Below are 25,877 nucleotides of genomic sequence, written 5' to 3' on the forward strand. Positions count from 1 at the left end.
ACGGGAATCAGACTCGCTTGAATATCAGTGACCCATTGGTGCCACCGAAACCAAAGGAATTGGATAGGACTGCATTGATTGCCATCGGCTGGGCCTCTTGGGGCACCAGGTTAATACCAGCACAGGCCTCATCCGGGGAGAAGAGATTGATAGTGGGGGGCGCAACCTGGTCGCGCAATGACAATACCGAGAAAACGGCTTCAATAGCACCGGCAGCCCCCAGCAGGTGACCGGTCATCGACTTGGTAGAACTCACAGCGAGGGAGTCCGTCACCCCCGCGAATACTTTTTTAACCGCCAGGATCTCAGCTGTGTCTCCCAGCAGAGTAGAAGTACCATGAGCATTGATATACTGGATATCACTTGGGCTCATACCGGAATCTCTCAGGGCATTTTCCATTGAGAGAGCAGCGCCAGCGCCATCTTCCGGAGGAGAGGTCATGTGGTGGGCATCACCGCTCATACCAAAGCCAGCTACTTCTGCGTAAATCTTGGCTCCGCGAGCGACTGCATTTTCGTACTCTTCCAAAACGAGTACCGCAGACCCTTCACCCAGTACAAAACCATCACGGTCTTTATCCCAGGGGCGGCTTGCTGATTGCGGATCATCATTGCGAGTGGACAGCGCCCTTGCCGCACAGAAACCGCCGAGCCCTACCGGGGTGGTAACCATTTCTGCACCACCACATACCATCACATCGGCATCACCGTGCTGAATCGCACGAACTCCGAGACCGATCGCATGGGTTCCTGTGGTACAGGCTGTTGTCACTGCCAGATTGGGGCCTTTGAGGCCATATTTAATCGAGAGGTTACCCGCAACCATATTAATGATGGCGCCAGGTACAAAGAAAGGTGATACACGGCGAGGGCCTTTTTCGGCAATCAGCAATGAATTATCTTCGATAGCCAAGATACCGCCCATACCAGAGCCAATACAGGTACCCACGCGCGGACCCAGCTCTTCGGTTACCTCCAGGCCGCTATCTTGCATAGCCTGAATACCGGCAACCAGTCCGTACTGCAAGAAAGTATCCATCTTGCGCGCTTCTTTTGCGGGCATGTATGGCGTGGGATCAAAATCCTTTACAGTAGCGGCGAAGCGGGTTGAAAAAGCCGAGACATCAAATGTCTCAATCGGAGCAGCACCATTAGCTCCCTGTAGTACCCCAGACCAAGTATCCTCTAGGGTGTTACCTAACGGGCTAACGACTCCCATTCCGGTTACAACAACTCTTCTTTGCGACACTGCGCTCCCCCTGAAATTTTCTGCTACCGTCCTTCACCAATGTAGTTAAAAGAACAACATCCGGTCAGCAGTCACAATTCCGTAGTACCAATAACAAGAAAGCCGCGCTATGAAACATAGAACGGCTTTCAGAATCGCTCGGCTAGGTACAGCATATTGAGCTGCCCGTGCCTAAACTACCCAGCAGGAATTAACCAAGGTTATCCTTGATGTAATCCATTGCCAGCTGAACAGTAGTGATTTTTTCAGCTTCTTCATCGGGAATTTCAGTTTCGAATTCCTCTTCCAAAGCCATAACCAGCTCAACTGTGTCGAGTGAGTCAGCGCCCAGATCTTCAACAAAAGAGGCTTCAGGCTTAACGTCTTCTTCCTTAACGCCCAGTTGTTCAGCAACGATCTTTTTAACGCGCTCTTCAATGCTGCTCATGATTCAATTTAACTCCTAGTGGGTAAAAATCTGTTTTAGTCGCTATTGTTTTTCACCGTATCCAATGTTGTTGGTGATAACGACCGGCTCACACAGCTTTTGGATAATTCAGAGGCCATTGTACCCCAAGTTTTTCGGGATGTAATGTGCGGCCCCTCAACACCATCAGCAAAAACATAAATATCTCTAAAATCAATAAGTTAAAGAGACATTTTGAAACACAAACTACGCCATGTACATACCGCCATTGACATGAATTGTCTCGCCGGTGACATAGCCTCCCGCATCACTCGCCAGGAAGGAAACCACCGAAGCAATTTCTTCCGGCTTCCCGAGCCTCGCGAGAGGAATCTTACCCAGAAGCAACTCGCGTTGCGCTTCAGGCAAGACTTTTGTCATATCAGTATCAATAAAGCCGGGGGCTACGGTATTAACCGTGATTCCTCTGGAGCCCACCTCTGAAGCCAGGGAGCGGGCAAACCCTCCCACACCAGCTTTGGTCGCCGCATAATTGCTCTGACCGGCATTACCCATACTACCTACGACGGAGCTGATATTAATAATCCGCCCCCATCGCGCCTTGGTCATATCGCGCAGGCAAGCCTTACTCATGCGATAGACCGCGGTCAAATTCGTATTGACGACTGAATCCCACTCGTCATCCTTCATGCGCATCAACAAGTTGTCCTTGGTGATGCCAGCATTATTAACCAATATCGCAGGAGCACCAAACTCATTTTTTATCGCTGCATGAAGCTCGGAAATACTTTCCGCATTGCCCACATCCAGAACTTTACCGGCACCTGCGATACCGGCTTCTGCGAAGCGGGCGCTTATTTTTTCAGCGCCGGATTCGCTGGTGGCAGTACCAATAACTGTGGCACCCATTCCACCGAGCATATCTGCAATTGCCGCACCAATGCCGCGACTTGCACCTGTCACTAAGGCAACTTTACCCTCAAGGGACATCTGTAAGGTCATTCTCACTTATCCTTATTCGACTACTGGACTACTTTTTGAGCGATTTATACCGCTGTAGCTCGCAGAGCTTCATTAAAGTTACTGGGGCTATCGATTGCGTGACAGGAAACACTTCGGTCGACACGTTTGATCAGGCCAGATAAAACCTTACCCGGACCACACTCAACCATTTGCTCCACTCCGGAGCCAATAATTTTTTGTGCGCAGGCAGTCCAGCGAACCGGGCGATAAATCTGCTCGATCATCAGGGTCTTAATTTTTTCCGGATCCACTTCAAGCTCAGCGTGGACATTGTGCACGATGGGTATTTCTGGCGCGTTAAATTCTGTCGCCTCTATTTGAGGGGTCAGCTTTTCCGCCGCAGGACGCATCAGCTCAGTGTGGAATGGGGCACTGACCGGAAGAGGCATAGCCTTCTTTACACCGGCAGCTTTACAGGCTTCGATGGCGCGCTGCACCGCCGCGCTACTTCCCGCAATAACAATCTGGCCGGGAGAGTTGTAATTCACCGCAGCAACTATTTCACTCTCAGCAGAAGCAGCACAAGCTTCTTCGACAGCTGCATCATCAAGACCGATGATCGCAGCCATAGCGCCCTCCCCTACAGGAACCGCCTCTTGCATCAAGCGGCCGCGCTCGCGAACCAAATGAACCGCATCTTTAAACGCCAGAACGCCAGAGCACACCAGTGCTGACCACTCGCCCAAACTGTGACCGGCCATGAATGCAGGCTGGGCACCGCCGCGAGAGCGCCACATGCGATAAAGGGCAACACTGGAAGTCAGTAAGAGAGGCTGGGTACGCTGGGTGAGATTAATGGCTTCCTGCTCGCCATTCTGGCACAGGTCCCAGAGGTCATAGCCGAGCACATTGGATGCTTCGGCAAAAGTGGCCTGAATTTCAGGCGCCTCTTGGGCAATCTCAGAGAGCATACCTATTTTCTGGGAACCCTGCCCCGGAAAGACAAATGCGAGTGCGGCATTGGTCATAAGATATCCTTAACCTAAATGTGGCTGATTTCAGTAAGGGAAACTGCTTTTTACCCTTCATCCATGGAGCGTCTTTCGCCGGATTGTGCCATAGCGGCATCGACCCTGGCTGCCAGGTCAGCATCGGCACACTCCTTCGCCGTAACCATCGCCCGATAAAAAGCTTCGCTGCTGGCACCGCCGTGACTCTTGATCACGTTGCCCTTTACCCCTACAAAGCTGGCGCCATTATAGCGAGCAGGTTCCACCTGTGTACGCCATTTTCGCAACAGCTTTATGGCCAATTGGCCAAAAAAACGCTTGAAACACCCTCTTTTCTCGATTGTGAACGCTTTTTGACCCATTAGTCGAATCACACCCTCGGCAGATTTCATCGCGACATTACCCATCAGGCCGTCGCAAACAACCACATCTACCGAGCCGGTAAAAATATCATGCCCCTCAACAAAGCCAACATAATTGACCCCGGGGTCCGCATCGAGCAGCTCCGCTGCACGGCGTATTTCGGCGCTACCCTTATGTGCTTCCGCCCCAATATTGAGCAGCGCCACCTTTATATCCTTCACACTCTTGCGGGCAGTATGAATCCGCTGAGCCTCTATCCCCATACGGGCGAACTGAAGCAAATCCTCAGCACTGCAATCCACATTGGCACCAAGGTCCAAAAGATAGCAGGAACCCATACCTGAAGGTACAGACTTACCGAGCGCCGGCTTCCTAACACCTTGGATATTACCGAGAATACTGCGACTCAACGCCAACAAGGCGCCAGTATTGCCGGAGGTAACTGCAGCTTGCACATCTCCCGATGCAACACTCTTCAGGGCCATCGCCATGGTTGAATCGCGCTTATGGCGAACAGCCTGCAACGGATTGCACTCTTGAGTGATGACTTGCTCGCAATGGATAATTTCGAGACGGCGGGTAACGCGGCGGCGATGGCGCTGCAGCTCTTGATGAACCAGAGCTTGAAGCTCTGCGCGCGGGCCAAATAGCTTTAGCTGCGCTTCAGGGAAGTTTTGAAGAAATCTAATACATGCCGGAACGACAGAGCGGGGACCTAAGTCCCCGCCCATTGCATCCACGGCCAATCGCAATTGGCTGGACAAAGCTTACTCTTCTTCAGAGCCGCCGCTAACTTCGATCACTTTGCGACCACGGTAGAAACCGTCTTTGGTCACGTGGTGACGACGGTGCTTTTCACCGGTAGTCGGATCGACGGAAAGGGTAGCACCTGCGCCCAGCGCATCGTGGGAACGGCGCATACCGCGACGGGAACGAGTCTTCTTGTTTTGTTGAACAGCCATTGCTAGCTCCTAAAATAAACAAATTTCGCTGGAACCGGGGCGCCTACCGGCGAGCCCAAACTCATCGGGAAACCTAGGATTTACCCGACGAACCCTTCAACTGCTCCAGCACTTTAAAGGGGTTTGCCTGTTGCTCATCCGCCTCGGCAACCTCGCCACCAAAATGAAAGCTCTCCTTGGAGACACATTCTTCCTGGTGATAAGCCACCATTGGCAAATTGAGCAAAATTTCATCTTCAAGGATCTGGTGCAAGTCCAGCTCATCGCCGTCCTGGATCACCGGGTCCAGATCTTTGGGCAGGGCCTTACCCTGCTCCTCAGTCCATACGATACCCCAGCTAAACTGTGCCTCGATCTGCTCATGGACCGGTAACAAACAGCGCTGACACAAGAGGTCAACTGCAAGTTGAACCTTGCCGCTCACCGTTTGGTGACCTTGCAAGTCTCGCTCAAACTGCAATTCAGCAGAAATCTCTCCGTGGACAGACTCAACTGCGCTACCAACCCGAGGCAGGGACTCCAACGGCAAAACACCATCGAGCAACTGCTCTCGCTGTACCAATTTCCGAGCATCAATGCTCTTTGGCAATACTGATTTAGAGGGGGCTATCGACATAAGCGCGCAATTCTATGGACTCACCTTAGCCTTGTCAAAACAAATCAGGCATTGCAGTATCGCCCGGTCACAAACCACTATTCGACCCAGCGGAAAATCCACCAGAATGCCCCACCCTCTGATACTAGCCTCCAGCTCTCCTTACCGCAGAACCCTACTACAACAGCTTGGCATCCCCTTTCAGCAGGATTCGCCCCATATAGATGAAGCACCACAGGCGGGGGAAGCGCCAGCTGCACTCGCCCTGCGCCTCGCCACAGAGAAAGCGCGCGCCCTGGCTGGCCGCCACCCGAAATCACTGATTATCGGTTCAGATCAAGTTGCCTCTTGCGACGGCCAAATACTTGGCAAGCCAGGCAGCAGGGAGCGCGCCATCGCCCAGCTGCAAGCCTGCAACGGCAAAAAAGTGATATTCCACACCGGCTTGTGCCTGCTGAATAGCGCAAGCGGAGAGCAGTTGGGCGATACGGAAACCTTCACTGTCTACTTTCGGCAGTTGAGCACAGAGCAAATTGAACGATATGTAGAGCTGGAACAACCTTACGATTGCGCCGGCTCTTTTAAGGTGGAAGGGCTAGGTATCGCCCTGTTTGAAAGGCTTGAAGGAGCAGATCTCAACACCCTGGTTGGGCTGCCACTAATCCGCCTTACCGATATGCTGAACCACTTTGGCATAGATCCATTGGGCCCGCAGGCCACCTAAAAGAGTGGCGGCCAGCGGAGCAACTCAGAGAAGCGATCGATAACAACCTTGGGGCCACACCCCTGCAGTCGGGTTGGGCAATGAGCGCCATAGCTCACCCCGATAGAGGGCATGCCGATCGCCGCCGCCATTTCCAGGTCGTATACGGTATCCCCTACCATTACCGCCTGCTCCGGACCGGTTCCGGTCTCATGTAGCAACTCATTCAGCATCAGCGGGTCAGGCTTGGAAGCGGTCTCATCCGCACAACGACTGGCGGCAAACAAGTGGCCGAGGCCGTGCTCCTCAAATTCCCGATTGAGCCCCTGCCGACTCTTCCCAGTCGCTACCGCCAACTGGTGACCACCGCACAGCAACTGGTCCAGGGTATCCAGGACCCCCTCAAATAACGGCAAGGGTTCAACCCGGGCCGCCATCCACTCATCAAAGTAAAGTTGGCGCAACGTGAGTTTTTCCTCACTGGCAGCCTCCGGAAACAGAGAGGATATCGCTTCCGGCAGACCAAGCCCGATGATGTTGCTAACCGCCTCCGGGGCAAGCACTGGCAAACCAGCTCTATCTGCCGCCCGCAACATACAGTCGACGATACGCGCCTCAGAATTACAAACCGTCCCATCCCAATCGAGGATTACCAACATAACAAAAGAACGCCCTACTCTTCCCTTAACCTATTCAGCACTGCACTCAGCTCCGCAGGGAGTGGAGCCTCCACCTCAACCTTGGAGCCATCTGGCAAAGAGCAGCGCACTGAAGCTGAGTGCAAAAAGAGACGCTTCAGACCGCGACCACGAAATTCACGATTGACTTCGTCCGAGGTGTACTTGTTGTCGCCCGCCAAAGGGCAACCAACAAACTGAGCATGAACTCGAATTTGGTGTGTTCGCCCGGTGACCGGCTCTGCGGAAAGCAGAGTCGCCGCCTTAAATCTCTCAATCAACTTAAAGCGAGTCTCTGAAGGCTTGCCCTCAGGGTGCACTGACACCATTCTCTCGCCGCTTTTCAAAGTGTTCTTGCGCAAAGGTGCCTCAACAACGCGGCGACCTCGGGGCCACTTGCCCACCGCCAATGCCTGATACGATTTACCGATCTTTCCCGCCCGCAACTCCGACTGAACATGCTGCAATACCGCGCGCTTGCGGGCCACCATGATGGCGCCACTGGTATCCCGGTCAAGGCGGTGCACCAACTCAATAAACGGGCTTTGCGGAAACATCTGGCGCAAAACTTCAATCAGACCCAATCTGACACCACTGCCGCCATGGACCGCAAGGCCCGACGGTTTATTGATCACCATAAGCCCGTGCTTGTCGTAAAGTATGGACTCTTGGATCAGCTGGCGCAGAGATTCACCAGCGAGAGGGGTCTCAGCCTGCTCGGCAACACGAATTGGCGGCACTCGCACCACATCGCCCGCCTTTAACTTGTATTCAGCCTTTATTCGTCCTTTATTTACTCTTACCTCACCCTTACGCAGGATTCGGTATATACGTGAACGCGGCACACCCTTGAGGCGCGCCTGGAGGAAATTGTCGATCCTCTGTCCCGCCAGCTCTTCAGGTACAGTTAAAAGCTGCACGCCGCCAGATGGATTCGAGGTCTTTGATGGGGTCTCGGCCGGAGCCTTCTTAGGGTGGGGTATACTTCGCATGACGCGCATCATAGCGTTGCCAGGGATACAATTGAAGCACCTCCCTGCCCATGCTATATTCGGCCGGCCTGAATTCGGCGTATTTTCGGTCAAAGGCGACTTCCCACATGAAGAGATAGCCGTGACCCCAACGAAAATACCCCATTCGGTCGGTGCGCGGGGATGCCGCGTCATTGATAAAACTTAGCCGTTGAGATGTCCCCCAATTACCAGAACCAGAGGGGAGCTCACCGGCAACAACAGCCCGCGGTTATGCGGGTAATTATCGCGAAGGTAAGACGGGCCGTGACCCGCAGCGCTTGAAAGGACGACTCAAACTTGCGTCCGGTTTTGCAGAATACGACGAGCCAGCAACCGAACTGGCAACCAGGGCAGCACAGCTTCCGCAAGCCTGGTAAAAAAATTAAGAAGAATGGGTATCAGCCAAAAGCTGAACTGCAGAACCTCTGATGATTGACGCAAACCTTGCCGCCCAGCATATGAAACAAACCAAGGGGCGGCGCCCAACCCTGCTGTAGAAGCCTGCAGCACAGGTACAGGGCAGTACTAACAAAAGGTATTAAAGGTACCAACGGATAGCACAATAACAGCGCGTATCCGGAGTTTTTGCAGAGCGAATAATAGGCAAACGCCAGTCTCAACAAGCCGCATAGATCCATGGCGCGGTAGAGCTGGCATACCTTATTTCCCCTGCCCTGCCTGGTGGTCCTCTCCACCTGGCAGCCAACAAGCAAGCCTGTGAGTAGCGGTGTCACACCTTTGCGCAACGCAAGGAAAACGACACGCATGAAAAGAATGCTAATCAACGCAACCCAACCTGAAGAGTTGCGTGTTGCCCTGGTCGACGGCCAGTGGCTCTATGATTTAGATATTGAGAACCGAACCCGCCAGCAGAAAAAAGCGAACATCTACAAAGGTAAGATTACCCGCGTAGAACCCTCCCTCGAAGCTGCATTCGTCGACTACGGCGAAGAGCGCCACGGGTTTCTCCCCTGAAAGAAATCTCTCGCGAGTACTTCCTCAAGCAGCCCAAAGACATCGAAGGCCGCATCAAAATCAAAGATGTTGTCAAAGAAGGCATGGAAGTTATCGTCCAGGTGGACAAAGAAGAGCGCGGCAACAAAGGCGCTGCCCTCACCACCTTTGTCAGCCTCGCCGGCCGCTACTTGGTGTTAATGCCCAACAATCCTCGTGCCGGCGGTATCTCCCGCCGCATTGAAGGTGATGAGCGCTCCGAGCTCCGCGATGCACTGGCCAGTGTAGATGTCCCTTCAGGTATGGGCATCATCGTGCGCACCGCCGGCGTTGGCCGCAGTGGTGACGAGCTGCAATGGGACCTCAACTACCTGCTGCAACTTTGGAATGCCATCAAGGAAGAAGCTGATACCTCCAAGGCGCCACACTTCCTGTTCCAGGAAAGCAACGTCATCATCCGCGCCATCCGCGACTACATGCGCGATGATATCGGCGAAGTTATTGTCGACGACAAAGGTGCCTTTGAGCTGGCCGCAGAGTTTGCCCGCCAGGTAATGCCCCACTACGCCAATAAGGTAAAGTACTACGAAGACGCCATCCCGCTGTTCAATCGCTATCAAATTGAAAGCCAGATTGAGACAGCGTTCGAGCGCGAAGTGAAGCTCCCCTCCGGAGGCTCCATCGTTATCGATGTGACCGAGGCTCTGGTGTCTATCGATATCAACTCCTCCCGCGCAACCAAGGGCGGCGATATCGAAGAGACCGCGCGCAATATCAACCTGGAAGCCGCCGATGAAATCGCTCGCCAACTGCGCCTGCGCGATATGGGCGGACTGGTTGTAATCGACTTTATCGACATGCAGAGCAAGTCCAACCAGCGCGAAGTTGAAAAGCGCATGGAGAAGGCCCTCAGCATGGACCGCGCCCGCGTTCAGGTTGGCCGCATCTCCCGCTTCGGACTTTTGGAAATGTCCCGCCAGCGCCTGCGCCCATCCCTGGGTGAAACCACCTTCCGCGTCTGCCCCCGCTGTAGCGGTCAAGGCACTATTCGCGGCACCAAGTCTCTGGCCCTCTCCATTCTCCGCCTGGTAGAAGAGGAAGCGAAGAAAGAGCGCAGCGCCGAGATCCGCGCAATCACCCCGGTGAATGTCGCAACCTACCTGCTGAACGAAAAGCGTAAAACGATCTCCCAGATCGAGTCCCGCAATTCCACTCGCGTAGTAGTTGTGCCCAGCGCAGAAATGGAAACGCCGCACTTTGAAGTTCAGCGCCTGCGTGACGATGACACTGCAACCCTGGAAACCTCCTACAAGATTTCTGGCACTGCCGAAGAGACAGTGACCAAGAAAGAGGAAAAGCCACAGCGTCCAGCTCCAGTGCAAGCGGCCGTGCAGCAAATTGCCCACACCGCTCCAGCACCCACTCCGGAGAAAAAGGAAGAGCCTGGACTCTTCAGCCGATTGATTAGCGCTATCGCCTCCTTCTTCACCGCAGAAGAGGAAGAGCCGAAGAAGCATCAAAAGTCCAAAGGCCGTGGCAAGGACTACCAGCAGCGCAACCGCAATCGCAACCAGCGCGGAAATCGCAACAACCGCAGTGGCCGCCCCGCGCGCCGCAAGGATGATCGCCGCGAGGACAATAAGCGCGACGACCAACGCGAAGATAAGCGCAGCGCCAAGCTGGACGAGCATGACAGCGCCTCTGATCGCCAGGGTGAAGGTCAGCGCAGACGTCGCCGTCGCCGCAACGACAACCGCCGCAGCGACAACCGCACTCAAGCTGCTGAAACCCAAAATACCGTTGATACCAACGAACAGGCTGGAGACACTTCCGATCAGCAACGCCCAGCACGTCGCCCGAGCAATGTGCGCGGCCGCCCTCAAGCGCGCCGTCGCGGCGGACGCCGCAGTGAGAACACCGCAGCAACCGCGGTAGCTCACAGCCAGGAAGAGCTGAATCGCGAAGTTCACGAAGCCATCGACGAAGCTGAAAGCGAAGCCCGCAAGACCAAGGAAGTCGCAAAAGAGACTCGTACCGAGGCGCCCAAGCCCAAGGCGAAAGACTCTCACAAGGCTCAGAGAGCTCCCAAGCAAGCAGCTCAGCCCGCCATCACAATGCCGGTGCGCACTGCTCACGAGGAAAAGTCTGAAGCACGAGAGACCCAGAAGCCTGCAGCTCAACCGCAAAGCGCCCCGCAGGCAGCCAAAGCAGCCGCCTCCGAGCAACAACAGCAGCCTACTCAGCCCAAGCCCAAAGCTACCCCGGTAGAAAAAGCAGCTGCGCCAGCTGCCGAGCCGGCCAAGCCTGTAGAGCAAGCGCCAGAACAAAAAGCCACCACGGCAGAAGTTCCGGCTGCCCCCAAAGCTGAAACCACTCCTGCCAAGCCAGAAGTAGAAGCAGCAGAGGAAATCGTGCTTGAAGAAGCACAAGCTGCAGCTGAAGCTTTACAGGAACAGGCAGGCACCAGCGAGCCGGAAGTTCAGGAAGAAATTGTTGCCGCCGAGCAGGCAGCTTCCGAAGAGGAACCGACCGCACCTAGCCAGGGACGCGCAGTAAATGATCCGCGCATCAACCCCAAACCACTGGGTGAATTCTCAATTGTTACTGAGCGCCGTGAAGTGGGCTCCCAGCAGCCGCTGGATACCGCACAGCCGGCAGCGATTGAGCACAATCCACGCGCCCTAGCCCGCCCGGCCAACGACCCGCGTATCAGCCGCAAGGCCGTGGAAGTTGATGCCAACGCAGATATCGATCGCGACTCTGCAGAAGCGAGCTAAGCGATAGCTGCCAAGCCGCCCCAGCCAATGGCCGGGGCGGCCTTATCAACCTGACAGTAAGCCTTGAGCTGGTCAATAAATCACCTAACTTATTGAACTATATAAAAAAATCAAAATGGCGCTTGTACATCCCGAGAAGCTATGTATAATGCGCAGCACAATTTGGTGGGGTGGCTGAGTGGTCGAAAGCGGCGGTCTTGAAAACCGTTGACTGTAACAGGTCCCAGGGTTCGAATCCCTGCCCCACCGCCATTATTCATACAGAAAGCCCTGATTTTTCAGGGCTTTTTTGTTTCTGCTATTTTTATCCCCCCACTTGTTCCCCCACTTAGCTTTTGCTAGTCCGCAACGTTTCAGATGACGCAAACTCTATACGATACGCGCCAACTGCGGCAGCGCACCAACGTCTTTATCATCCACCCCTTTCCGTGAACATTAGGTCGATTTAGCTCTTTTGCAGGCTCCACGAGAGCCCGCCCATTAACCTTACAAAGACCTCATACGCTTACGCAGCAGCTAGATCGTAATCTCCGGTAGCTGGTCCCACTGAGTCGTATAGGCTGGCGATCGATGCTCCTGCCTCATCTTCCACTTCTTGTCGATACCTTCAGCCCCCAGAAACAAGGTGCCCCGGCCAAACCGTTGATTGATCTGGTCCATGGCCTGCATGGTCTCATCTGATCGTATTGGCTGGCCCGTGGTGAACATGTCGCCCTGGCCCAGTGAGCGGGGGATAAGCTCTACCAGCCCTACCCCCGCTTTCAGGAATCTATGTCCCTGCAGGAACAGCTCTGTAATGGCGCGCTTTACCAGCTGCACTATCAGCCGTGTGTCATCCGTGGGGTATGGGGTTTGCACTACAGTGCTGCGGCTGTAGTAGTGCGGTTCATGGGGTGAGGTATGCAGGAAGACATGGATAGACTTCACCAGGGAATCCTGGGCCCGCAGCTTCTCCGCTGCCCTGCTCGTGTACAAGGTAACGGCCTGCAGTATCGGCTGCAGATCGGTGAGCTTTTCGCCGAATGAGCGTGTGCAATAGATCTGTTTCTTGACTGGTGGCTGCTCTTCCAGGCTTAAGCAACTAATGCCATTTAGCTCTTCTATCGTTCGCTCAATATTTACATTCGTATGACTGCGCAGGATTTTCGGGTTGGCTTGCGCCAGGTCATAGGCTGTCTTGATACCCATGTGCCCGAGTCGCTTTGATAGGCGCCTGCCTACGCCCCACACATCACCCACCTCAGTGCGCCGTTGCAGCCATTGCCATTTTGCGGGGGAGTCCAAGACGCAGACGCCCTCACACTTGGGGATCTTCTTGGCAGCTCTATTTGCCAGCTTAGCCAGGGTTTTACTGGGGGCGATGCCAACGCCCACCGGCATGCGAATATCCCGCCAGAGGGTTTGCCGTATCTGCTGCCCGTAATCCAGCAAGCACTCTTGCAACCCTTGCAGATCCAGAAACATCTCATCGATGCTATAGACCTCAACCTCTGGGCTGTACTGCTTTAGGGTTGTCATTACCCGGTGGGAGATATCGCCGTACAGGGCGTAGTTACTCGAAAAGATCTTTACCCCATGCTTGCGCAGTAGGTGCTCAATCTTGAAGAACGGCTGCAAGTCGGGAATTCCTAAAACCTTGGCCTCTTTCGAGCGCGCCACCACGCAGCCATCGTTGTTAGAAAGGACTACCACCGGAAGCCCACGCAGGTCGGGACGGAATATCTGTTCGCAGCTGGCATAGCAGCTGTTGCAATCAACCAGTGCCAACATCAGCAGGACCGGTGGTACCGCACGGAAGCCTTGACCACCCCCTCAACAATCAATTCCTGTCCCTCCCAAATGGGAATCGGTGCGTATTTGTCATTGGCTGATAGCAGGCGGCCCTGTTGGCGGTCGAGCACCTTGCACGTTAACTGCCCATCCAGGGCAACCACCACCACATCACCGTGTACTGGCGTTAATGATCGGTCAACTACCAACAGGTCCCGGTCAAAGATGCCGAGGTTCTGCATAGAGTCGCCGTTGGCGCGGGCGAGGAATGTCGCCGCCGGGCTGGTTATCAGGTGTTGATCCAGGCTCAGCGCTGCTTCTTTGTGGTCATCCGCTGGCGAAGGAAAGCCGCAGCTAACGCCACTGCCGTATAGAGGGGAAAGTTTCATGTGCTCTAGCAATATACTGTATTTTTATACAGTGTAGTGGCGAGCACCCAATAAAGACAAGTAGCCAGTGCGACTCCAGGGCCTCACAGGTATTTTGTACTCAAGCCATCTCGGCGCCGCCACCTCCTTTTGACTCAGCCGAATAAATCACCCCCTGGATAGTGGTGCTCACTTCCTCACCTATCAGCTTTAATACGGCATCCCTTCCCGCTAAATCGGGGCAACCTGTTACCCACTCCAGGGCCACACACAGGCCTGCGACCCGCTGCAATTGCTCCATTCGTGCTTTTATAGGCATGCTCAACCCTTTGTAACTGCTAGCCCTATCTCCACCCTGTGTCACCTAACGCCAGATATCTGCACTGCCTTATGACGACAAGTCACCAAGCGCACCTTGATAATTGAGGCCGGATCACTAGGCGATCGCCTGCGCAACGCACGGAAACGGGAGAGGATAACGATTGCACAGCTGGCAAAGTAGCTGGGGCTTGTGTCATCTCAAATTTCGACAATGGAAACAGGCGTACAAAGAATTCCGGCAGACCTGCTGCCGGTTTGGTGTGAGGCGGTTGGGATTACTTTAACGGAGGTGTATGGGGTGGAGAACCTGCACCACTTTGCACAGATTCCATTTCCGCCATTAGTTGCAAGAATGTACTTATCACTCCCGAAAGAGTGGCAGAGACATATCCAGAGAAGCATTGATAGTATTCACCGCCTCTGGAAAATTCGGCAGATCAATAAGTAAGATTATTAACTACATCAAAGAATAGATCATGCTTTACTTTCTTTATCTTCAGGAGTTGAAGCCCAGACTGAATTCGGGAACATACGCTTCCTAACATCATCCAACTCAATAGTATCCACAATACCAAACCCCTCTCTCATCAAGGGATAAGGGTTTTTAATATCTCCATTACCCACCACATACTCTTTAAGCAAATAGAAAAGCCCCTCCTCTAGATTTGGTATCAAACCACTACTAAGTTCGAAACGACTGGAACCTTCATTTTGGAGGATCAAATATGGCCAAAACATAGCCCAGAACGTTAATATATAATTTGATCCAAAATGAGCTTTTATTATTTCTTCAGAAAAAAAGCCATACTTGATATTGACTAAAATTATTTCAAGCCTACCAGCACGCTCTGATAGATACTCCTGCTCCTCAGCGCTCAAACGCTTCACTGCCTCAATAACCCCCAGAATATTATAGCCATTTTCTGGATTTTGAGGGTTTATAAGTTTATGGCTTTGAGAAAATAATTTTTTGTATATCTCATTCTCGTTTATTTTTTCTTGATGAGGCAGATCTGAAGTTAGCCTAAAAACATAATCAATAGTTCTATTAATTTTCTCCTTCTCAGAAGCCTTTTCAAGATTTTCTACAGCTATATATATTGCAATACAGACAGAAACAAGCACAGCAACAGGCGACAAAAATCTAGAATAATCAATAGAAAAATTTAATGTTGATGCAGACATAACACCTAAAGCAAAGGCCAAAATTGTTAAAATTACTGTAATCTTGCTTCTTGTCATAATTTAATTCTTCTGCAGCCCCTTCTATAAAGCATACAATTTTTATCAATCATAATACTTTATAGATAAACTAAAATAAGCGCCAATCTTACTTCAACTTAAGAGCACTAACTACATCAATCCATATTTTTTCGCTACAGTCTCAAACTGGCGTTTATAGATTGCCCGAGCGGGCCGATATGGCGGCAACCATTCATCAGGACCCTTGTCGCCCTTACTCTGGTTATTGTCATCATCCACTAGCCAGAGATTGGCTGGGTCTTCGGCGAATACACGGCGTTGCTCGCGAGTCCAGTTAGCACCGCCGTTCTTATGAACCCAGGCTAAAGGGGCTATATGTTCTACATCCAGATCTGAAGCTTGATCAAAAAACTGGCCAGTATAGGGGTCCAACCATAAACCTGACAACACCGTGCAGGATTTTTCATTGCTAAAGGTGACGGGAGCCAGAGAGAGGCGAATCAGCAGCTCCTGGCGAGTGTTTTGGCAGTCGCCATCCGCATCGGGCCAGCGGGGGAACCACTGCTGACGATCATAAGCTTCCATTTCAGCTTCGTAGCAACTAGTTAATACAGCTACCAGTACAAACAAAAAAAGTAAACGCATATGAACTTACGCTACAGATGATTGACCTGTTTTAGTGTCCACAGAGAATTTGGATCTAATTTCAGACTCAATACGCTCCTCTGTTTTCCCTTCGATAAAATATGCAGTAGAACTATCATTACTCCTATTGTAATCATCTAGCATCTGTCTTGCTCGAATGGTAAGAGGTGTGGTAGCAACTAATAAGCCGCTTCCTCCTGACTGCCGAACCATGTACAAAAAGCTACGGACCGTCCTAACCCCAACTTTCTTTTGATATGCTTTGGTCTCCACAAAAATATTTTTCCCTTTATGCACAAAAGAAAATTCAGAAGCATAAGTTTCCACTCCAGGTATATAGCTACCTTCACTCCCATCAAGTAACTTCAACCCTCTAAGAACCCTACTCACCAGTGCTTGATATTCATAGCCACTGAGGGACTCAAAACCGCTCACAGAGAGCACTTCCTCTTCATTCTCAGCTAGATCCACTTCTGTTTCAGCATCAATCCACTTCTTTCGAACAACACTCAACAGACCAATAACAGCTATCAATATGAACGGAAGCTCGATTTTCAAAAACTGAGTCAAAGAAAACTTCGACCACCAACTTCCCTCTTCTACCGGCTCCTTTATTTCACTAATAAGCCCTTGAATTTTTAACTTTATTTCACTTCTACGCTCTAACGAAATATATGAATTTTTTGAAAAATCATTGCGTATTAGCAAGAGGGTTTGCTTAACGCTATATGGAAAACTTAGCTTGTAATAGACTTCTTTCTGCTCTATTGCCAACCTAACTTCCTGAATGGTGACATTCTCATTCGCAAAAAATCGCCCACCAACCTCCTGAATCAATTCTTCCTGGGCCAAAGCGGACTTCTGATACATACTCTCCTTGACATGCTCAGGTACATAAAAAAACCAAAGTAGAACGTAGCGAAAACACCGAAAACATTAAATATATTCCAGGAGTATTCTAATACCCACTCCCAGGTTTTATTTAAAATATTACCCAATTTATCCTATCCTTGTTTTTGGTTAAGTTGAAAATTATTGTGCTGCACCACTATTGTTACACCTCAATACCATACCGATATATTTGAGCTGCAAATTCAAGTGCATACTTGGGAAACATGTAGGCTAATTTACATTATTATCCCATAGAAGCCCATCCAAAGCCCCCAACATCTGCCCAACCACCCCGGCCAGATCCGTGTTGGTATCCCCAGTGATCTGCGGCAGAGTCGCCGGACGGTTGGCTACCTGTCAGCCGCTGCTGCCGTTGATATACAGCAGGCCATCCGCCTGATTCAGCGCGACCTTGGCAGGAAAGAATTGCCAGTAGCCGGTGTCTGCCACGTAGCGGGCCAGCTGGCCGTTTTGGTTTGCCCACTCATTGCTACCGGTGGCAACTATGTAGCGGTCGCCATCGTCGGGGGGATCGTTTTGGATGCCCTGCACTTCGATTTGCAGAAGCGCGTAAGTTCATTGTTACAAACACCCCACTCACCATCATCATCCGCATAAACTCGCTCACCGCAGTTAATTGCAACCATACTCACCCACTCGGAATCGCCATCACTGCAATAGAACTATGCACGACCATGCGATTCGCCACTTCACCAATGCAGTCAGAAACAAGGCCCGCTGCCTCGTCAATCACATTGACCGCCTGCCCTGCATCTGTGGTGAGTGTCTTCGTTGTCACATAGACCCGATCCATCGGGCATCGGTCTGCACGCTGTTCTGATCATCAATCACGGCAATAACGCACTTGAGCACAGCGACGGCTTGAGCTTCGGAGCTTGCGGGCTCAGCCTTTTGCGTGATTGCAGATCGCACAATCGTACCAGTACAGTGGCGGTCGTCGATGATGTAGGCAAATTGCAAAGCCTGGCACTCTATAAACAATATAAATATAGGAATTTCTTACTAAACTAGTTATCCCTATATGTTTAAACTTTATTCCCAGCTTTTTGAGATCATCTTCCTAAAGATAACTACCGCAATCCAGCCCTATACTTCCCGTGTCACCTCTATTTTACCTAGACAGCCAGACAAGCAGTAGGAACTCTCTAAGGATGAAATCCTATATTGGTGACTCCACTTCAACTTTAATGACAAAGATTTGAGAGCATTCTCCGCCTAATTAGCTGTTCAGCTGAGTCCCAAATCGATCAACAGTCTGTAACAAAATTAATCGCTTGATTTTTAAGGGATCATCATGAAAGCTTTCACCCCGATAGCGGCAGCTATCTTCTTAGTAATTAGTGGGTATTCATTCGCAAATGGGAATACTGCCATAGTGAACCAGAATGGAAATGGTAATATGGCTAACCCGGACCAAAGTGATCCCGCAACGATGGACAGTTTGATCGCAATCACCCAGGATGGTGATTTCAACGAATCTGCACCGGTACAGGAGAATGCCACTCAAAATGGCACTATTATTCATATTCAAACTGGAAATCTAAATACCGCTCCTGCCTTACTACAAAATAACAGTGACTCTACCCAGATTACGGCAATTCAGCAGGGCAATCTTAATGAGGTAGGCATGTCGCAAGTTGACTCTCAGTTAAGTACTGTTTTTGTTAACCAAATTGGGGATACCAATAGCTATGGCGGTGCGCAGATAATGTCAGATAGCGATACTATTTCTGTATTGCAATCTGGAGATTCCCAAATTTCCGGTAATACTCAACTCAATACCTCCTTTAACAGTTTTATAGTGAACCAGACAGGAATGGCCAATAGTGCTATTGGTTTCCAATCTAGCGGTACCTCAAATACCTCAGTTATGATCCAGAATGGAACTGCTAATATCGCTGGCATGGCTCAAAACGACGGCGACTTTAATAGCTTACTTATTCAACAAGACGGAGATAGCAATGATGGCATTGTTACACAGTTAAATAATTCAAATAACAATACTGTGAGCGTATTCCAATCAGGCATGATGAATATGTCGGAAGTTAATCAAGATGCTTCTGATTTTGGCATAGTTGATACCAACCAAACTGGCATGATGAATATGGCACTAACCAATCAGACGGGGATATCCAACTTTGCCAGTCAATCCCAGATTGGCACATCTAATGTGCATGAAATCGGTCAGGCAACATCCGGTAATTCTGCAACTGCCCTCCAATCTGGTACTGGCAATATGGGCGTGATTTTTCAATAGCGGATAAGGTTGACGATTCAACACTGTACTCCCTATTAGCAGCTATGGGTGTTTGACTGTTTTTGGGTAAAAGAGATGCTTTTTAAATAGGTATAACACTAAGCTAACGGGCAGTAACGTAGCGGCATAATCGCGAAGCGCCGCTGCGTTACTGTCCCAGTGTGGCACGCAGTGCTACACGTGTTAAGCGCCTTGTTATACGTTACAGCTAAAATCATCTACTACACCCCACGCTATTGCCGCCATAAACATACACCATGTAATTAGGATTAAACGTCGTCTCATACCAAAATTTGATACATATCTTGCCTCTGGTACATGAGGCACATTCATGGGTAACTTTAAGAAGAAATTAATATTTAAATTTACTAAATAGGTAAAGCTAAGAAACAGAACAAATGGCCTACCTTTATCTGCGGGGCAGGAATAATGACTCGCTGCCAAAATTGCAATGACTAAGTAGGATAGGAGTAAAATCCATTTAAGAGCTTTGTTGTTCATTTTATCCGAAGCGTATAATCGGGATAGGGAGGCACCTCACGATGCCTCTCCTCCCACACCACCAGGCATACGGATCGCGTACCATGGCGGTTCAATTCTATTCCCCTTCCTATCTGCCAATTCCGGCAGCCCCAAGCTCCTAAAGTATCTATTTGGCAATGCTCTGTAAAGGGCGGGACTTTTGCTTAGCCTCCATGATCCATGTGCTGATTTGGCCGTGTTCCACGCTAAAAAGCGATCAACACCCAGCCTTCTTAATCTGCGGTAACCACTACGTCCCCATTGCTTCCATAAATAACATCGCAACTTCCGCCTTATCCACTTGTCCAGATCTTTCAGAGGGCTCAGTACTTCACTGATGTCAAAGTACGCTTTCCAACCAAGCAGGGTCTTCTTTAACTCCTCTATGATCTGAGTAAACTTGCGGCCTCGTGTTCGGCGGGTGACCATTCTGATCTTTGCCTTCAATTTATTCATCGATGATTCTGATACCTTGATCCGGGCATCTTTCTTCAGCAATCTAAATCCTAGAAAGCTCCGCTTCCAGAAGTGATCCTCTGCACTCTTCTCAGCATTTACTGTGAGCTTCAGCTTACATTTGATGAAGTGCGTAAGGCTTACTTTTATCCGCTCTGCAGACCGACGACTTCCCACCAGTATTTGAAAATCATCGGCATATCGCACAAAACTGAGTTGCCGCTTGTGCAGCTCCCAGTCCAGTTCATTAAGCACAATATTAGCTAGAAGCGGAGATAGCGGCCCACCTTGCGGGACGCCTTTTGTTGTAGCTATTACCTTGCCGTCGACTACCGTTGGCGCTTTTAGGTATCGGTTTATCAACCCCAGCACATCAGCCGGTATTCCACTTTGCTTCAGTGTTAGCATGAGCCTGTCATGATTCACTTCATCAAAGAAGGATTTCAAGTCCATATCGATCGTCCAGCGCTTTCCTTGCCGGACAAAGTTTTGAACCTGTCTAATCGCCTGGTGTGCCGATCGATTTGGTCTAAAACCAAAACTAAGAGCATGAAACTTAGGCTCCCATTGCTCACTGAGTATCTGTGCGATAGCTTGTTGGATCAACCTATCTTGCACAGTGGGTATACCCAATGGACGCAGGCCTCCATTGCCTTTTGGTATAAAGACGCGTTTCACCGGTTGAGGACGATAGCTACTACTTAACACCTTGTGTCGGGTAGCAATCCAAGTCTGCTTAAGATGTTCCGGCAACTGTTTTACCGTCATACCATCGAGACCTGGCGCACCCTGGTTACGAGAAACTTGTTGTAATGCTCGAAACAGATTATTCCCATCTAGAATTCGCTGCATTAAAAGAGATGGGAAATTGGACAATGTATGATTAAGTTTCCAGTTTGATGTTCACCCCCCAAAAAAAATATTTTTTTTCCTGGCAACTAAGTTACTTGTCAGATGCAGTCATCAAGCTCTGCATTAATAATACTGTCCAGAATTGTTCAGGCCGTCAGTAACACGAAATCTACCTACTATGCCCTCTGCTGACTTCTATGGGTCGGTCAAAACCAATCTCTCAGTTTTCAGTTATTCCATTAACAACCCATAGACCTCCCAGGGTAAGACATTTAACTTTCTTCACGTAGATGCTGGATTTATAAAACGCAGGCCAGTTGTGGATGGAGAGCTTTATGGTCACGTGCCCACTGGCTCCACCTGCGTCACACCTCATATCCAGTTCTTGTTCATCACCCCGTGAATTTGCGTTGGGCTTCCTCCAGCCAATACCTCGCGATATTGACCTTGCCCTTTCGTTAACCTTCGGCTCCACGAATACCTGGTAAGAGGACTTCCACCTCTCTAGTTAAATGCCATGCCTGGCAAACACGCCGCTAGCATGGGCGCAGCTTTAGCTGCGTCCAATGCCTTGCTTTGTTAACTGTTTTACCTATATTCAACGTAAATTTCCCCAGAGCCTATCGGCAACTCTTTATTCAAGATCTCAATTAGATCAATGACACTATCAGTTTGCTCTAGGTCTTGATACTCACAAGCATACCAAGCAATGAATTTTGCCCCTTTATATATTAACTCTCCTAATAACTTTCCAAGTTGAGTAGAACTTAAAGGATCGCCTTGTGACAACTGAAGTCCAGCTTCGGAAAATATACTGTCTGTAGTATCACCAGTTTCATCTAAAACTGCCCGTGCATGAGACTGATCAATACCGTAGTAGTCGACTACTTCACCGAATACTTCCTGTGCTTCGCTGGCAGGCACAAAAGTAATGTCTGAAACATCAGTTGTAGGCTTGAGATCTATAATTGCGAGTAAAAACTGGCTCATGTTCGAATACAGTTAACGCAAAGCTAAAAGGCCGGAGGCATTTTTTGCCGGAGGTCCAGCCCACGTTTTTTGGGGGCGAATTTTCAGCGTTTTGTTATAACGTCTCATCTAATCTCTCTGATACAGAAAGGCTTTTTCTAAGTAGCAGCGAGACCAAATATATAATTGCCAGAGGAGGTAATAATGCCATAAATCCACCAACTACAACCGCTCGTTTAACCTTTAAGGTTTTTTTGATAGCTAGCATATAGCTAAGAGCTAATACAACACAAAACCATAGCAATATACCCAGGGCTTCGATATTGGAAATATTAAACAGCTCGTACATTCCGCATTATCCATTAAGGAGCTATAACGCCGCGCACAATGGCCGGAGGTCCGATTGCTGCGCCTTGTTATACCTCACTCGTATATTTTTCCAGCGTGTAATATTTGGGCCATACGCTTCCAAGGGTTAACCTCTTTAGGCATGAGTGGCAAACCATTAATTGATGAGTTTGCCCATGCAGCGGACGCATCAAGATACTGCCCAATAGTCTCATGCTCCCATCCATTACGACCTCGGCCATATGGATTACTTGGACTGGCTTTCTCATGTTCTTCCTCATCTAGTCTGTCAGCAGCAAGGGCTTCCAAGAATAGAATGAAAGTTTCTTCGTTATGTACTTCGTCTTCGAGCTTAGCTAAATCTTTCATAAGGTATAACGCCCAGCACACGGGCGGCCGAAGCGCAGCGTAGGCCGTCCAGCCCGCGTTTTTTGCGGGCGACCGTGCTGCTGCTTGTATGGTTGTTCTTGCCTGATTCTGATGTTGAAAATCCTTTTCGCTAACGGGTAAATTGAGACCCACCTTCGGCGGCCACCGAAGGCCTTGTTTGTCACAGTTCGTTGCTGCGCCGGTTTATAAAGACCGTTAACAAGTAGGAACGTGACAGACACTCACTAGGCATAACTCGAATAGTCATGTGGGCCTCGAGCCCGAATAGCAAGGCGGAGATAGCTTATCTTATGGAACCTAAAGAGATCAATGTCGGTATCGATACCAGCAGTAAACAACTCGATATTTATGTGAGACCTACTGGCCAGTTTTTTAGTGTTGCCAATGATAAAAACGGCATTAAGGATGCCATTAAACAACTACAACCTCTTAAACCTCAAAGAGTATTAATAGAGTCTACAGGAAGACTCGAATTAGAGTTTGTTTGCGCCGCCGACAAAGCAGGATTACCTGTTGTTGTTTGCAACCCTTCACAGATAAGAAGCTTCGCTAAATCCGCAGGGCGCCTCGCCAAAACTGACAAGCTAGATGCAATGGATATTGCACATTTTGGTGAGGCCATGAAGCCAAGACTATCGGAGCTAAAGCCAGAAAAACTCAGGAATATCAGTGACTTACTGGTAGTACGAAGTCAGTGTTTAGAAATGAGTACAATGCAAAAGAATCGGCTTCAGAGAATGCCGAAATCAGTACACAAACCTATACGGACCATTCTAAACACCATCAAGAAAGAGTTACAAAGTATCGACAAACAACTAGATAAACTGGTTAACAGTGTGCCTGAGTGGCGGCAAAGGCGAGACCTATTGTTAAGCGCTAAAGGAGTCGGAAATGTATTGGCTTATACGCTGATGAGTGAACTTCCCGAGCTAGGAAAATTGAACCGTAAAGAAATCGCTGCACTTGTCGGTATCGCCCCGATGAACCGTGATAGCGGCAGCTTCCAGGGAAAGAGATATATTCGGGGTGGAAGGCATCGTGTACGAACGGTTTTGTTTGTTTCCATCATGTCGGCCATACAGCATCATCCCAAACTAAAGCCGATGTACAAGCGATTAGTCGACGCTGGCAAACCTAAAAAGGTCGCTCTGATTGCCTGCATGAGAAAGCAGATTACGATACTGAATACGATGGTGAAAAATAACACCTACTGGGATGAAAGTATGGCTTAATAACTTGACGAGCAACCATAGTCACTTGTTAAGGCTACTTACCAGTTATGAAATTTGTGACATTCTGGTGAGCCACACTGTAATGATTTTAGATATATTGCATGTTTTTTAAGCGCATCAGTACGAAAATTAGCCATTGATATGATACAGTTCATCCCTATACCCTGGCCAAACCTTAGATGCTGTGAATTATCTTCATAGTTACACATGGCTTCTCTAAACTCTTCCCACTTTATTTGGGCTTCGACAAAGCTGCTCTTTGGTTTATGTTTTCCATCATCATCTTCAATCAAAGATAAAGCCGCTTCATATGCTTCTTGAAGCTGTTTCTCAGCTTCATCTCTTTTTATTTTCAGACACATCGAAGTTTCATGTCTTGTTGCATAGTCACACGGATTTTTAAGAACACCATCGATACATACTAAATTGCCTTCAATCTGGTGCCCCTCACATTCATCACCTATTTGTTGGCAATACGCAATTGTTGGTAAAGATAGTAGTATGGCTATTATAAATCTCAATTCTCTCTCCCTATGCCTTAACGCTTAGATAACCTGCACTGCAGGCGGTAAAAAAAATGACCTGGCATTGAATTTAGGCCGAACTAAAGAGGCCCATTCCTGCAGTGTCTGGTTCATCGCCATGTTGTACATTCCCGCCGGCACTATCTTGCCGAGCCGCCCCCTTTATAAAGGAAATTCCTTTTTTCGCCTTAGACCACACTCGGCCAGTCAACTTTGTAGATTCATGGCACTGCCCACACTCTACCATCAGATCTTGGATTTGCAATCCAGCTGGGAGTCGTTGATCTTTCATTAAACCCACTTGATTACTACATAGATCGTGCTTTTTCTTATTGCACCCAGCATATAATCCATAACTCCGTACCATGTGTTTTCCTATTGGAGGTATGTGCTGCAAGACACGTCTTAAGAACTCCTGAGGCTTTAACCGAAGTTGCTTACGTCGCTGGTCACGGTGATCAAAATAACGAAAATCCAGCCCCTTATGATCCACGTTTAATATCTGCTTTGGCTTAAGCGGGCCACCTTTGATGTAGCGTGAAAAATACAGCAGAACGCCTTGACCATGCTCATACCGTTCTTGAATACGAACCGACCATTCCTTGCGATAGCAAGCTTTAAAGAGGATATCAAACTGGCCAATTGACCAACTGGGAGGAAGCTTGAGTAACCCGGCACGATACTGTTCTAATAAAAGCGCTTGAAATTTTCCCCTATAAAGACTCTTAACCACTCGCACAGGCAATAAATATTCACCTGTTTCTTTCCATTTTTCCCTTAAAGTCAAGCCGCCAGCAGTTATCAAACAGTGTATATGGGGATGTAAAGTTAACTGTCTTCCCCAAGTATGCAGAGCCATAAGCATCCCGGGAGTTACTCCGTGATAGTCTTTACTCGCCATTAATTCAAACAGGGTTTCTTTACTCGACAAAAAGAGTATATCTGTAAGCTTCTCTTCGTTGTATTGCCATAACGGCAGATACTCATGAGGTATAGTAAAGACCACATGAAAATGTTCTGTATCAAATAATTTACGACGCTGCTGATCAACCCACTGGAGCTGTTTTCTGCCTGAGCAGAGGGGCAACTTCTATGCCTACAAGAATGATGCTGTTCAGTGACATGGTTGTGCTTACAACGATAATAACTGCTTCCCATCGATTTTGTACGGCATTCTTGTATCGAGGAGATAGCCTTTAAATTTTTTAGTGGTTGCGCAGTTTTAGATAAATAACCACTGTACGCAGAAAATATATTTTGCAATACCCGGTTATGCATTTTCTAAAATGCCTCTTATAATTTAAAAGTGGCACCACTCCCGCGCAGCGGGTTTGTACAACAGTTAATTCAAAAGAAGCGTCTTTATATCACTCTTCTATATAATTCTACTCACTTCTTTCAAGATAACCTCAAAAACCCAATAATATCAGGAAGTT

28 protein-coding genes, 1 tRNA gene and 1 pseudogene are annotated in these 25,877 nt (G+C 49.3%); 6 read left to right on the top strand and 24 right to left on the bottom strand.

The features are described from left to right. Positions 1 to 7 precede the first annotated feature (7 nt). The 7 genes from fabF to QT397_16825 all read right to left on the bottom strand — a co-directional run bounded on the left by fabF (position 8) and on the right by QT397_16825 (position 5,569). Positions 8 to 1,249 (bottom strand): beta-ketoacyl-ACP synthase II, encoded by a 1,242-nt coding sequence (gene fabF / locus QT397_16795; protein WNZ54546.1) that lies wholly within the window; start codon positions 1,247 to 1,249, stop codon positions 8 to 10. A gap of 190 nt (positions 1,250 to 1,439) precedes the next feature. After that, a complete protein-coding gene (gene acpP / locus QT397_16800; GenBank protein ID WNZ54547.1) occupies positions 1,440 to 1,676 on the bottom strand; it encodes an acyl carrier protein in 237 nt (78 codons plus the stop codon). Between the two features lie 225 nt (positions 1,677 to 1,901). After that, complete coding sequence (gene fabG / locus QT397_16805) at positions 1,902 to 2,645, bottom strand: 3-oxoacyl-ACP reductase FabG (GenBank protein WNZ58551.1); 744 nt, start codon at positions 2,643 to 2,645, stop codon at positions 1,902 to 1,904. Between the two features lie 56 nt (positions 2,646 to 2,701). Continuing rightward, entirely contained in the window at positions 2,702 to 3,646 is a 945-nt protein-coding gene (gene fabD / locus QT397_16810; protein WNZ54548.1) for an ACP S-malonyltransferase, read from the bottom strand. Between the two features lie 50 nt (positions 3,647 to 3,696). Continuing rightward, positions 3,697 to 4,755: a phosphate acyltransferase PlsX gene (gene plsX / locus QT397_16815; protein WNZ54549.1), complete on the bottom strand. Its 1,059-nt coding sequence runs from the start codon at positions 4,753 to 4,755 to the stop codon at positions 3,697 to 3,699. A 3-nt stretch (positions 4,756 to 4,758) separates the two neighbouring features. After that, positions 4,759 to 4,953: a 50S ribosomal protein L32 gene (gene rpmF / locus QT397_16820; GenBank protein ID WNZ54550.1), complete on the bottom strand. Its 195-nt coding sequence runs from the start codon at positions 4,951 to 4,953 to the stop codon at positions 4,759 to 4,761. A 73-nt stretch (positions 4,954 to 5,026) separates the two neighbouring features. After that, positions 5,027 to 5,569 (bottom strand): YceD family protein, encoded by a 543-nt coding sequence (locus QT397_16825; GenBank protein ID WNZ54551.1) that lies wholly within the window; start codon positions 5,567 to 5,569, stop codon positions 5,027 to 5,029. Positions 5,570 to 5,675: 106 nt separating this feature from the next. Here QT397_16825 and QT397_16830 point away from each other — a divergent pair, with 106 nt between their 5' ends. Next, entirely contained in the window at positions 5,676 to 6,272 is a 597-nt protein-coding gene (locus tag QT397_16830; protein WNZ54552.1) for a nucleoside triphosphate pyrophosphatase, read from the top strand. Here QT397_16830 and QT397_16835 read toward each other — a convergent pair. Continuing rightward, on the bottom strand, positions 6,269 to 6,910 hold the full coding sequence (locus tag QT397_16835; GenBank protein WNZ54553.1) for an HAD-IA family hydrolase: 642 nt from the start codon (positions 6,908 to 6,910) through the stop codon (positions 6,269 to 6,271). The genes QT397_16830 and QT397_16835 overlap by 4 nt on opposite strands. Positions 6,911 to 6,924: 14 nt before the next feature. After that, positions 6,925 to 7,920, bottom strand: coding sequence for a 23S rRNA pseudouridine(955/2504/2580) synthase RluC (gene rluC / locus QT397_16840; GenBank protein ID WNZ54554.1), 996 nt, complete (start codon positions 7,918 to 7,920; stop codon positions 6,925 to 6,927). Positions 7,921 to 8,706: 786 nt separating this feature from the next. On the opposite strand from rluC, the pseudogene QT397_16845 reads away from it, so the two are divergent. Both QT397_16845 and QT397_16850 read left to right on the top strand, forming a co-directional pair. Then, positions 8,707 to 11,672 (top strand): annotated as a pseudogene (locus QT397_16845) (Rne/Rng family ribonuclease). 164 nt (positions 11,673 to 11,836) lie between these two features. Beyond that, a tRNA-Ser gene (locus tag QT397_16850) sits at positions 11,837 to 11,924 on the top strand. Positions 11,925 to 12,188: 264 nt separating this feature from the next. Here QT397_16850 and QT397_16855 read toward each other — a convergent pair. From QT397_16855 to QT397_16865, 3 genes are all read right to left on the bottom strand, one after another. After that, positions 12,189 to 13,442, bottom strand: a complete 1,254-nt coding sequence (locus tag QT397_16855) for a Y-family DNA polymerase (GenBank protein WNZ54555.1) — start codon at positions 13,440 to 13,442, stop codon at positions 12,189 to 12,191. Continuing rightward, on the bottom strand, positions 13,442 to 13,831 hold the full coding sequence (umuD, locus tag QT397_16860; GenBank protein WNZ54556.1) for a translesion error-prone DNA polymerase V autoproteolytic subunit: 390 nt from the start codon (positions 13,829 to 13,831) through the stop codon (positions 13,442 to 13,444). Before umuD ends, QT397_16855 begins: the two co-directional genes overlap by 1 nt. Positions 13,832 to 13,931: 100 nt before the next feature. After that, entirely contained in the window at positions 13,932 to 14,129 is a 198-nt protein-coding gene (locus tag QT397_16865) for a hypothetical protein (protein ID WNZ54557.1), read from the bottom strand. A gap of 192 nt (positions 14,130 to 14,321) precedes the next feature. Between QT397_16865 and QT397_16870 the strand changes: the two genes are divergently transcribed. Beyond that, positions 14,322 to 14,579, top strand: coding sequence for an XRE family transcriptional regulator (locus QT397_16870; protein ID WNZ54558.1), 258 nt, complete (start codon positions 14,322 to 14,324; stop codon positions 14,577 to 14,579). A gap of 26 nt (positions 14,580 to 14,605) precedes the next feature. Here QT397_16870 and QT397_16875 read toward each other — a convergent pair whose 3' ends face one another. The 6 genes from QT397_16875 to QT397_16900 all read right to left on the bottom strand — a co-directional run bounded on the left by QT397_16875 (position 14,606) and on the right by QT397_16900 (position 17,872). Beyond that, the gene (locus QT397_16875) at positions 14,606 to 15,373 is read right to left on the bottom strand and encodes a hypothetical protein (protein WNZ54559.1); all 768 of its coding nucleotides are present in this window, start codon (positions 15,371 to 15,373) and stop codon (positions 14,606 to 14,608) included. A gap of 111 nt (positions 15,374 to 15,484) precedes the next feature. Beyond that, entirely contained in the window at positions 15,485 to 15,979 is a 495-nt protein-coding gene (locus tag QT397_16880; protein WNZ54560.1) for a DUF1524 domain-containing protein, read from the bottom strand. A gap of 6 nt (positions 15,980 to 15,985) precedes the next feature. Beyond that, on the bottom strand, positions 15,986 to 16,849 hold the full coding sequence (locus tag QT397_16885) for a restriction endonuclease (GenBank protein ID WNZ54561.1): 864 nt from the start codon (positions 16,847 to 16,849) through the stop codon (positions 15,986 to 15,988). 378 nt (positions 16,850 to 17,227) lie between these two features. Continuing rightward, positions 17,228 to 17,428 carry a DUF2793 domain-containing protein gene (locus QT397_16890; protein WNZ58552.1) on the bottom strand — a complete coding sequence of 67 codons (201 nt, stop codon included), beginning with the start codon at positions 17,426 to 17,428 and terminating at the stop codon, positions 17,228 to 17,230. Between the two features lie 91 nt (positions 17,429 to 17,519). Then, the gene (locus QT397_16895) at positions 17,520 to 17,669 is read right to left on the bottom strand and encodes a hypothetical protein (GenBank protein WNZ54562.1); all 150 of its coding nucleotides are present in this window, start codon (positions 17,667 to 17,669) and stop codon (positions 17,520 to 17,522) included. Further along, the gene (locus QT397_16900) at positions 17,666 to 17,872 is read right to left on the bottom strand and encodes a hypothetical protein (protein WNZ54563.1); all 207 of its coding nucleotides are present in this window, start codon (positions 17,870 to 17,872) and stop codon (positions 17,666 to 17,668) included. The genes QT397_16895 and QT397_16900 overlap by 4 nt, the downstream gene beginning before the upstream one ends. Positions 17,873 to 18,185: 313 nt before the next feature. Here QT397_16900 and QT397_16905 point away from each other — a divergent pair, with 313 nt between their 5' ends. Next, positions 18,186 to 19,148, top strand: coding sequence for a hypothetical protein (locus QT397_16905; protein WNZ54564.1), 963 nt, complete (start codon positions 18,186 to 18,188; stop codon positions 19,146 to 19,148). A gap of 537 nt (positions 19,149 to 19,685) precedes the next feature. Here the strand turns inward: QT397_16905 and ltrA are convergent. The 4 genes from ltrA to QT397_16925 all read right to left on the bottom strand — a co-directional run bounded on the left by ltrA (position 19,686) and on the right by QT397_16925 (position 22,664). Continuing rightward, positions 19,686 to 21,002: a group II intron reverse transcriptase/maturase gene (ltrA, locus tag QT397_16910; GenBank protein ID WNZ54565.1), complete on the bottom strand. Its 1,317-nt coding sequence runs from the start codon at positions 21,000 to 21,002 to the stop codon at positions 19,686 to 19,688. 564 nt (positions 21,003 to 21,566) lie between these two features. Beyond that, positions 21,567 to 21,968, bottom strand: coding sequence for a hypothetical protein (locus QT397_16915; protein WNZ54566.1), 402 nt, complete (start codon positions 21,966 to 21,968; stop codon positions 21,567 to 21,569). Positions 21,969 to 22,062: 94 nt separating this feature from the next. Next, positions 22,063 to 22,296, bottom strand: a complete 234-nt coding sequence (locus QT397_16920; protein ID WNZ54567.1) for a hypothetical protein — start codon at positions 22,294 to 22,296, stop codon at positions 22,063 to 22,065. A gap of 74 nt (positions 22,297 to 22,370) precedes the next feature. Continuing rightward, positions 22,371 to 22,664, bottom strand: coding sequence for a hypothetical protein (locus QT397_16925; GenBank protein ID WNZ54568.1), 294 nt, complete (start codon positions 22,662 to 22,664; stop codon positions 22,371 to 22,373). Positions 22,665 to 22,975: 311 nt separating this feature from the next. On the opposite strand from QT397_16925, the gene QT397_16930 reads away from it, so the two are divergent. Further along, complete coding sequence (locus QT397_16930; protein WNZ54569.1) at positions 22,976 to 23,917, top strand: IS110 family transposase; 942 nt, start codon at positions 22,976 to 22,978, stop codon at positions 23,915 to 23,917. A gap of 38 nt (positions 23,918 to 23,955) precedes the next feature. Here the strand turns inward: QT397_16930 and QT397_16935 are convergent, their stop codons facing one another. Next, entirely contained in the window at positions 23,956 to 24,438 is a 483-nt protein-coding gene (locus QT397_16935; protein WNZ54570.1) for a DUF1311 domain-containing protein, read from the bottom strand. A gap of 73 nt (positions 24,439 to 24,511) precedes the next feature. Continuing rightward, on the bottom strand, positions 24,512 to 25,528 hold the full coding sequence (locus tag QT397_16940; protein ID WNZ54571.1) for a transposase: 1,017 nt from the start codon (positions 25,526 to 25,528) through the stop codon (positions 24,512 to 24,514). Positions 25,529 to 25,877: the final 349 nt, after the last annotated feature.

It is taken from the genome of Microbulbifer sp. MKSA007 (assembly GCA_032615215.1).
Classification (GTDB): Bacteria; Pseudomonadota; Gammaproteobacteria; order Pseudomonadales; family Cellvibrionaceae; genus Microbulbifer.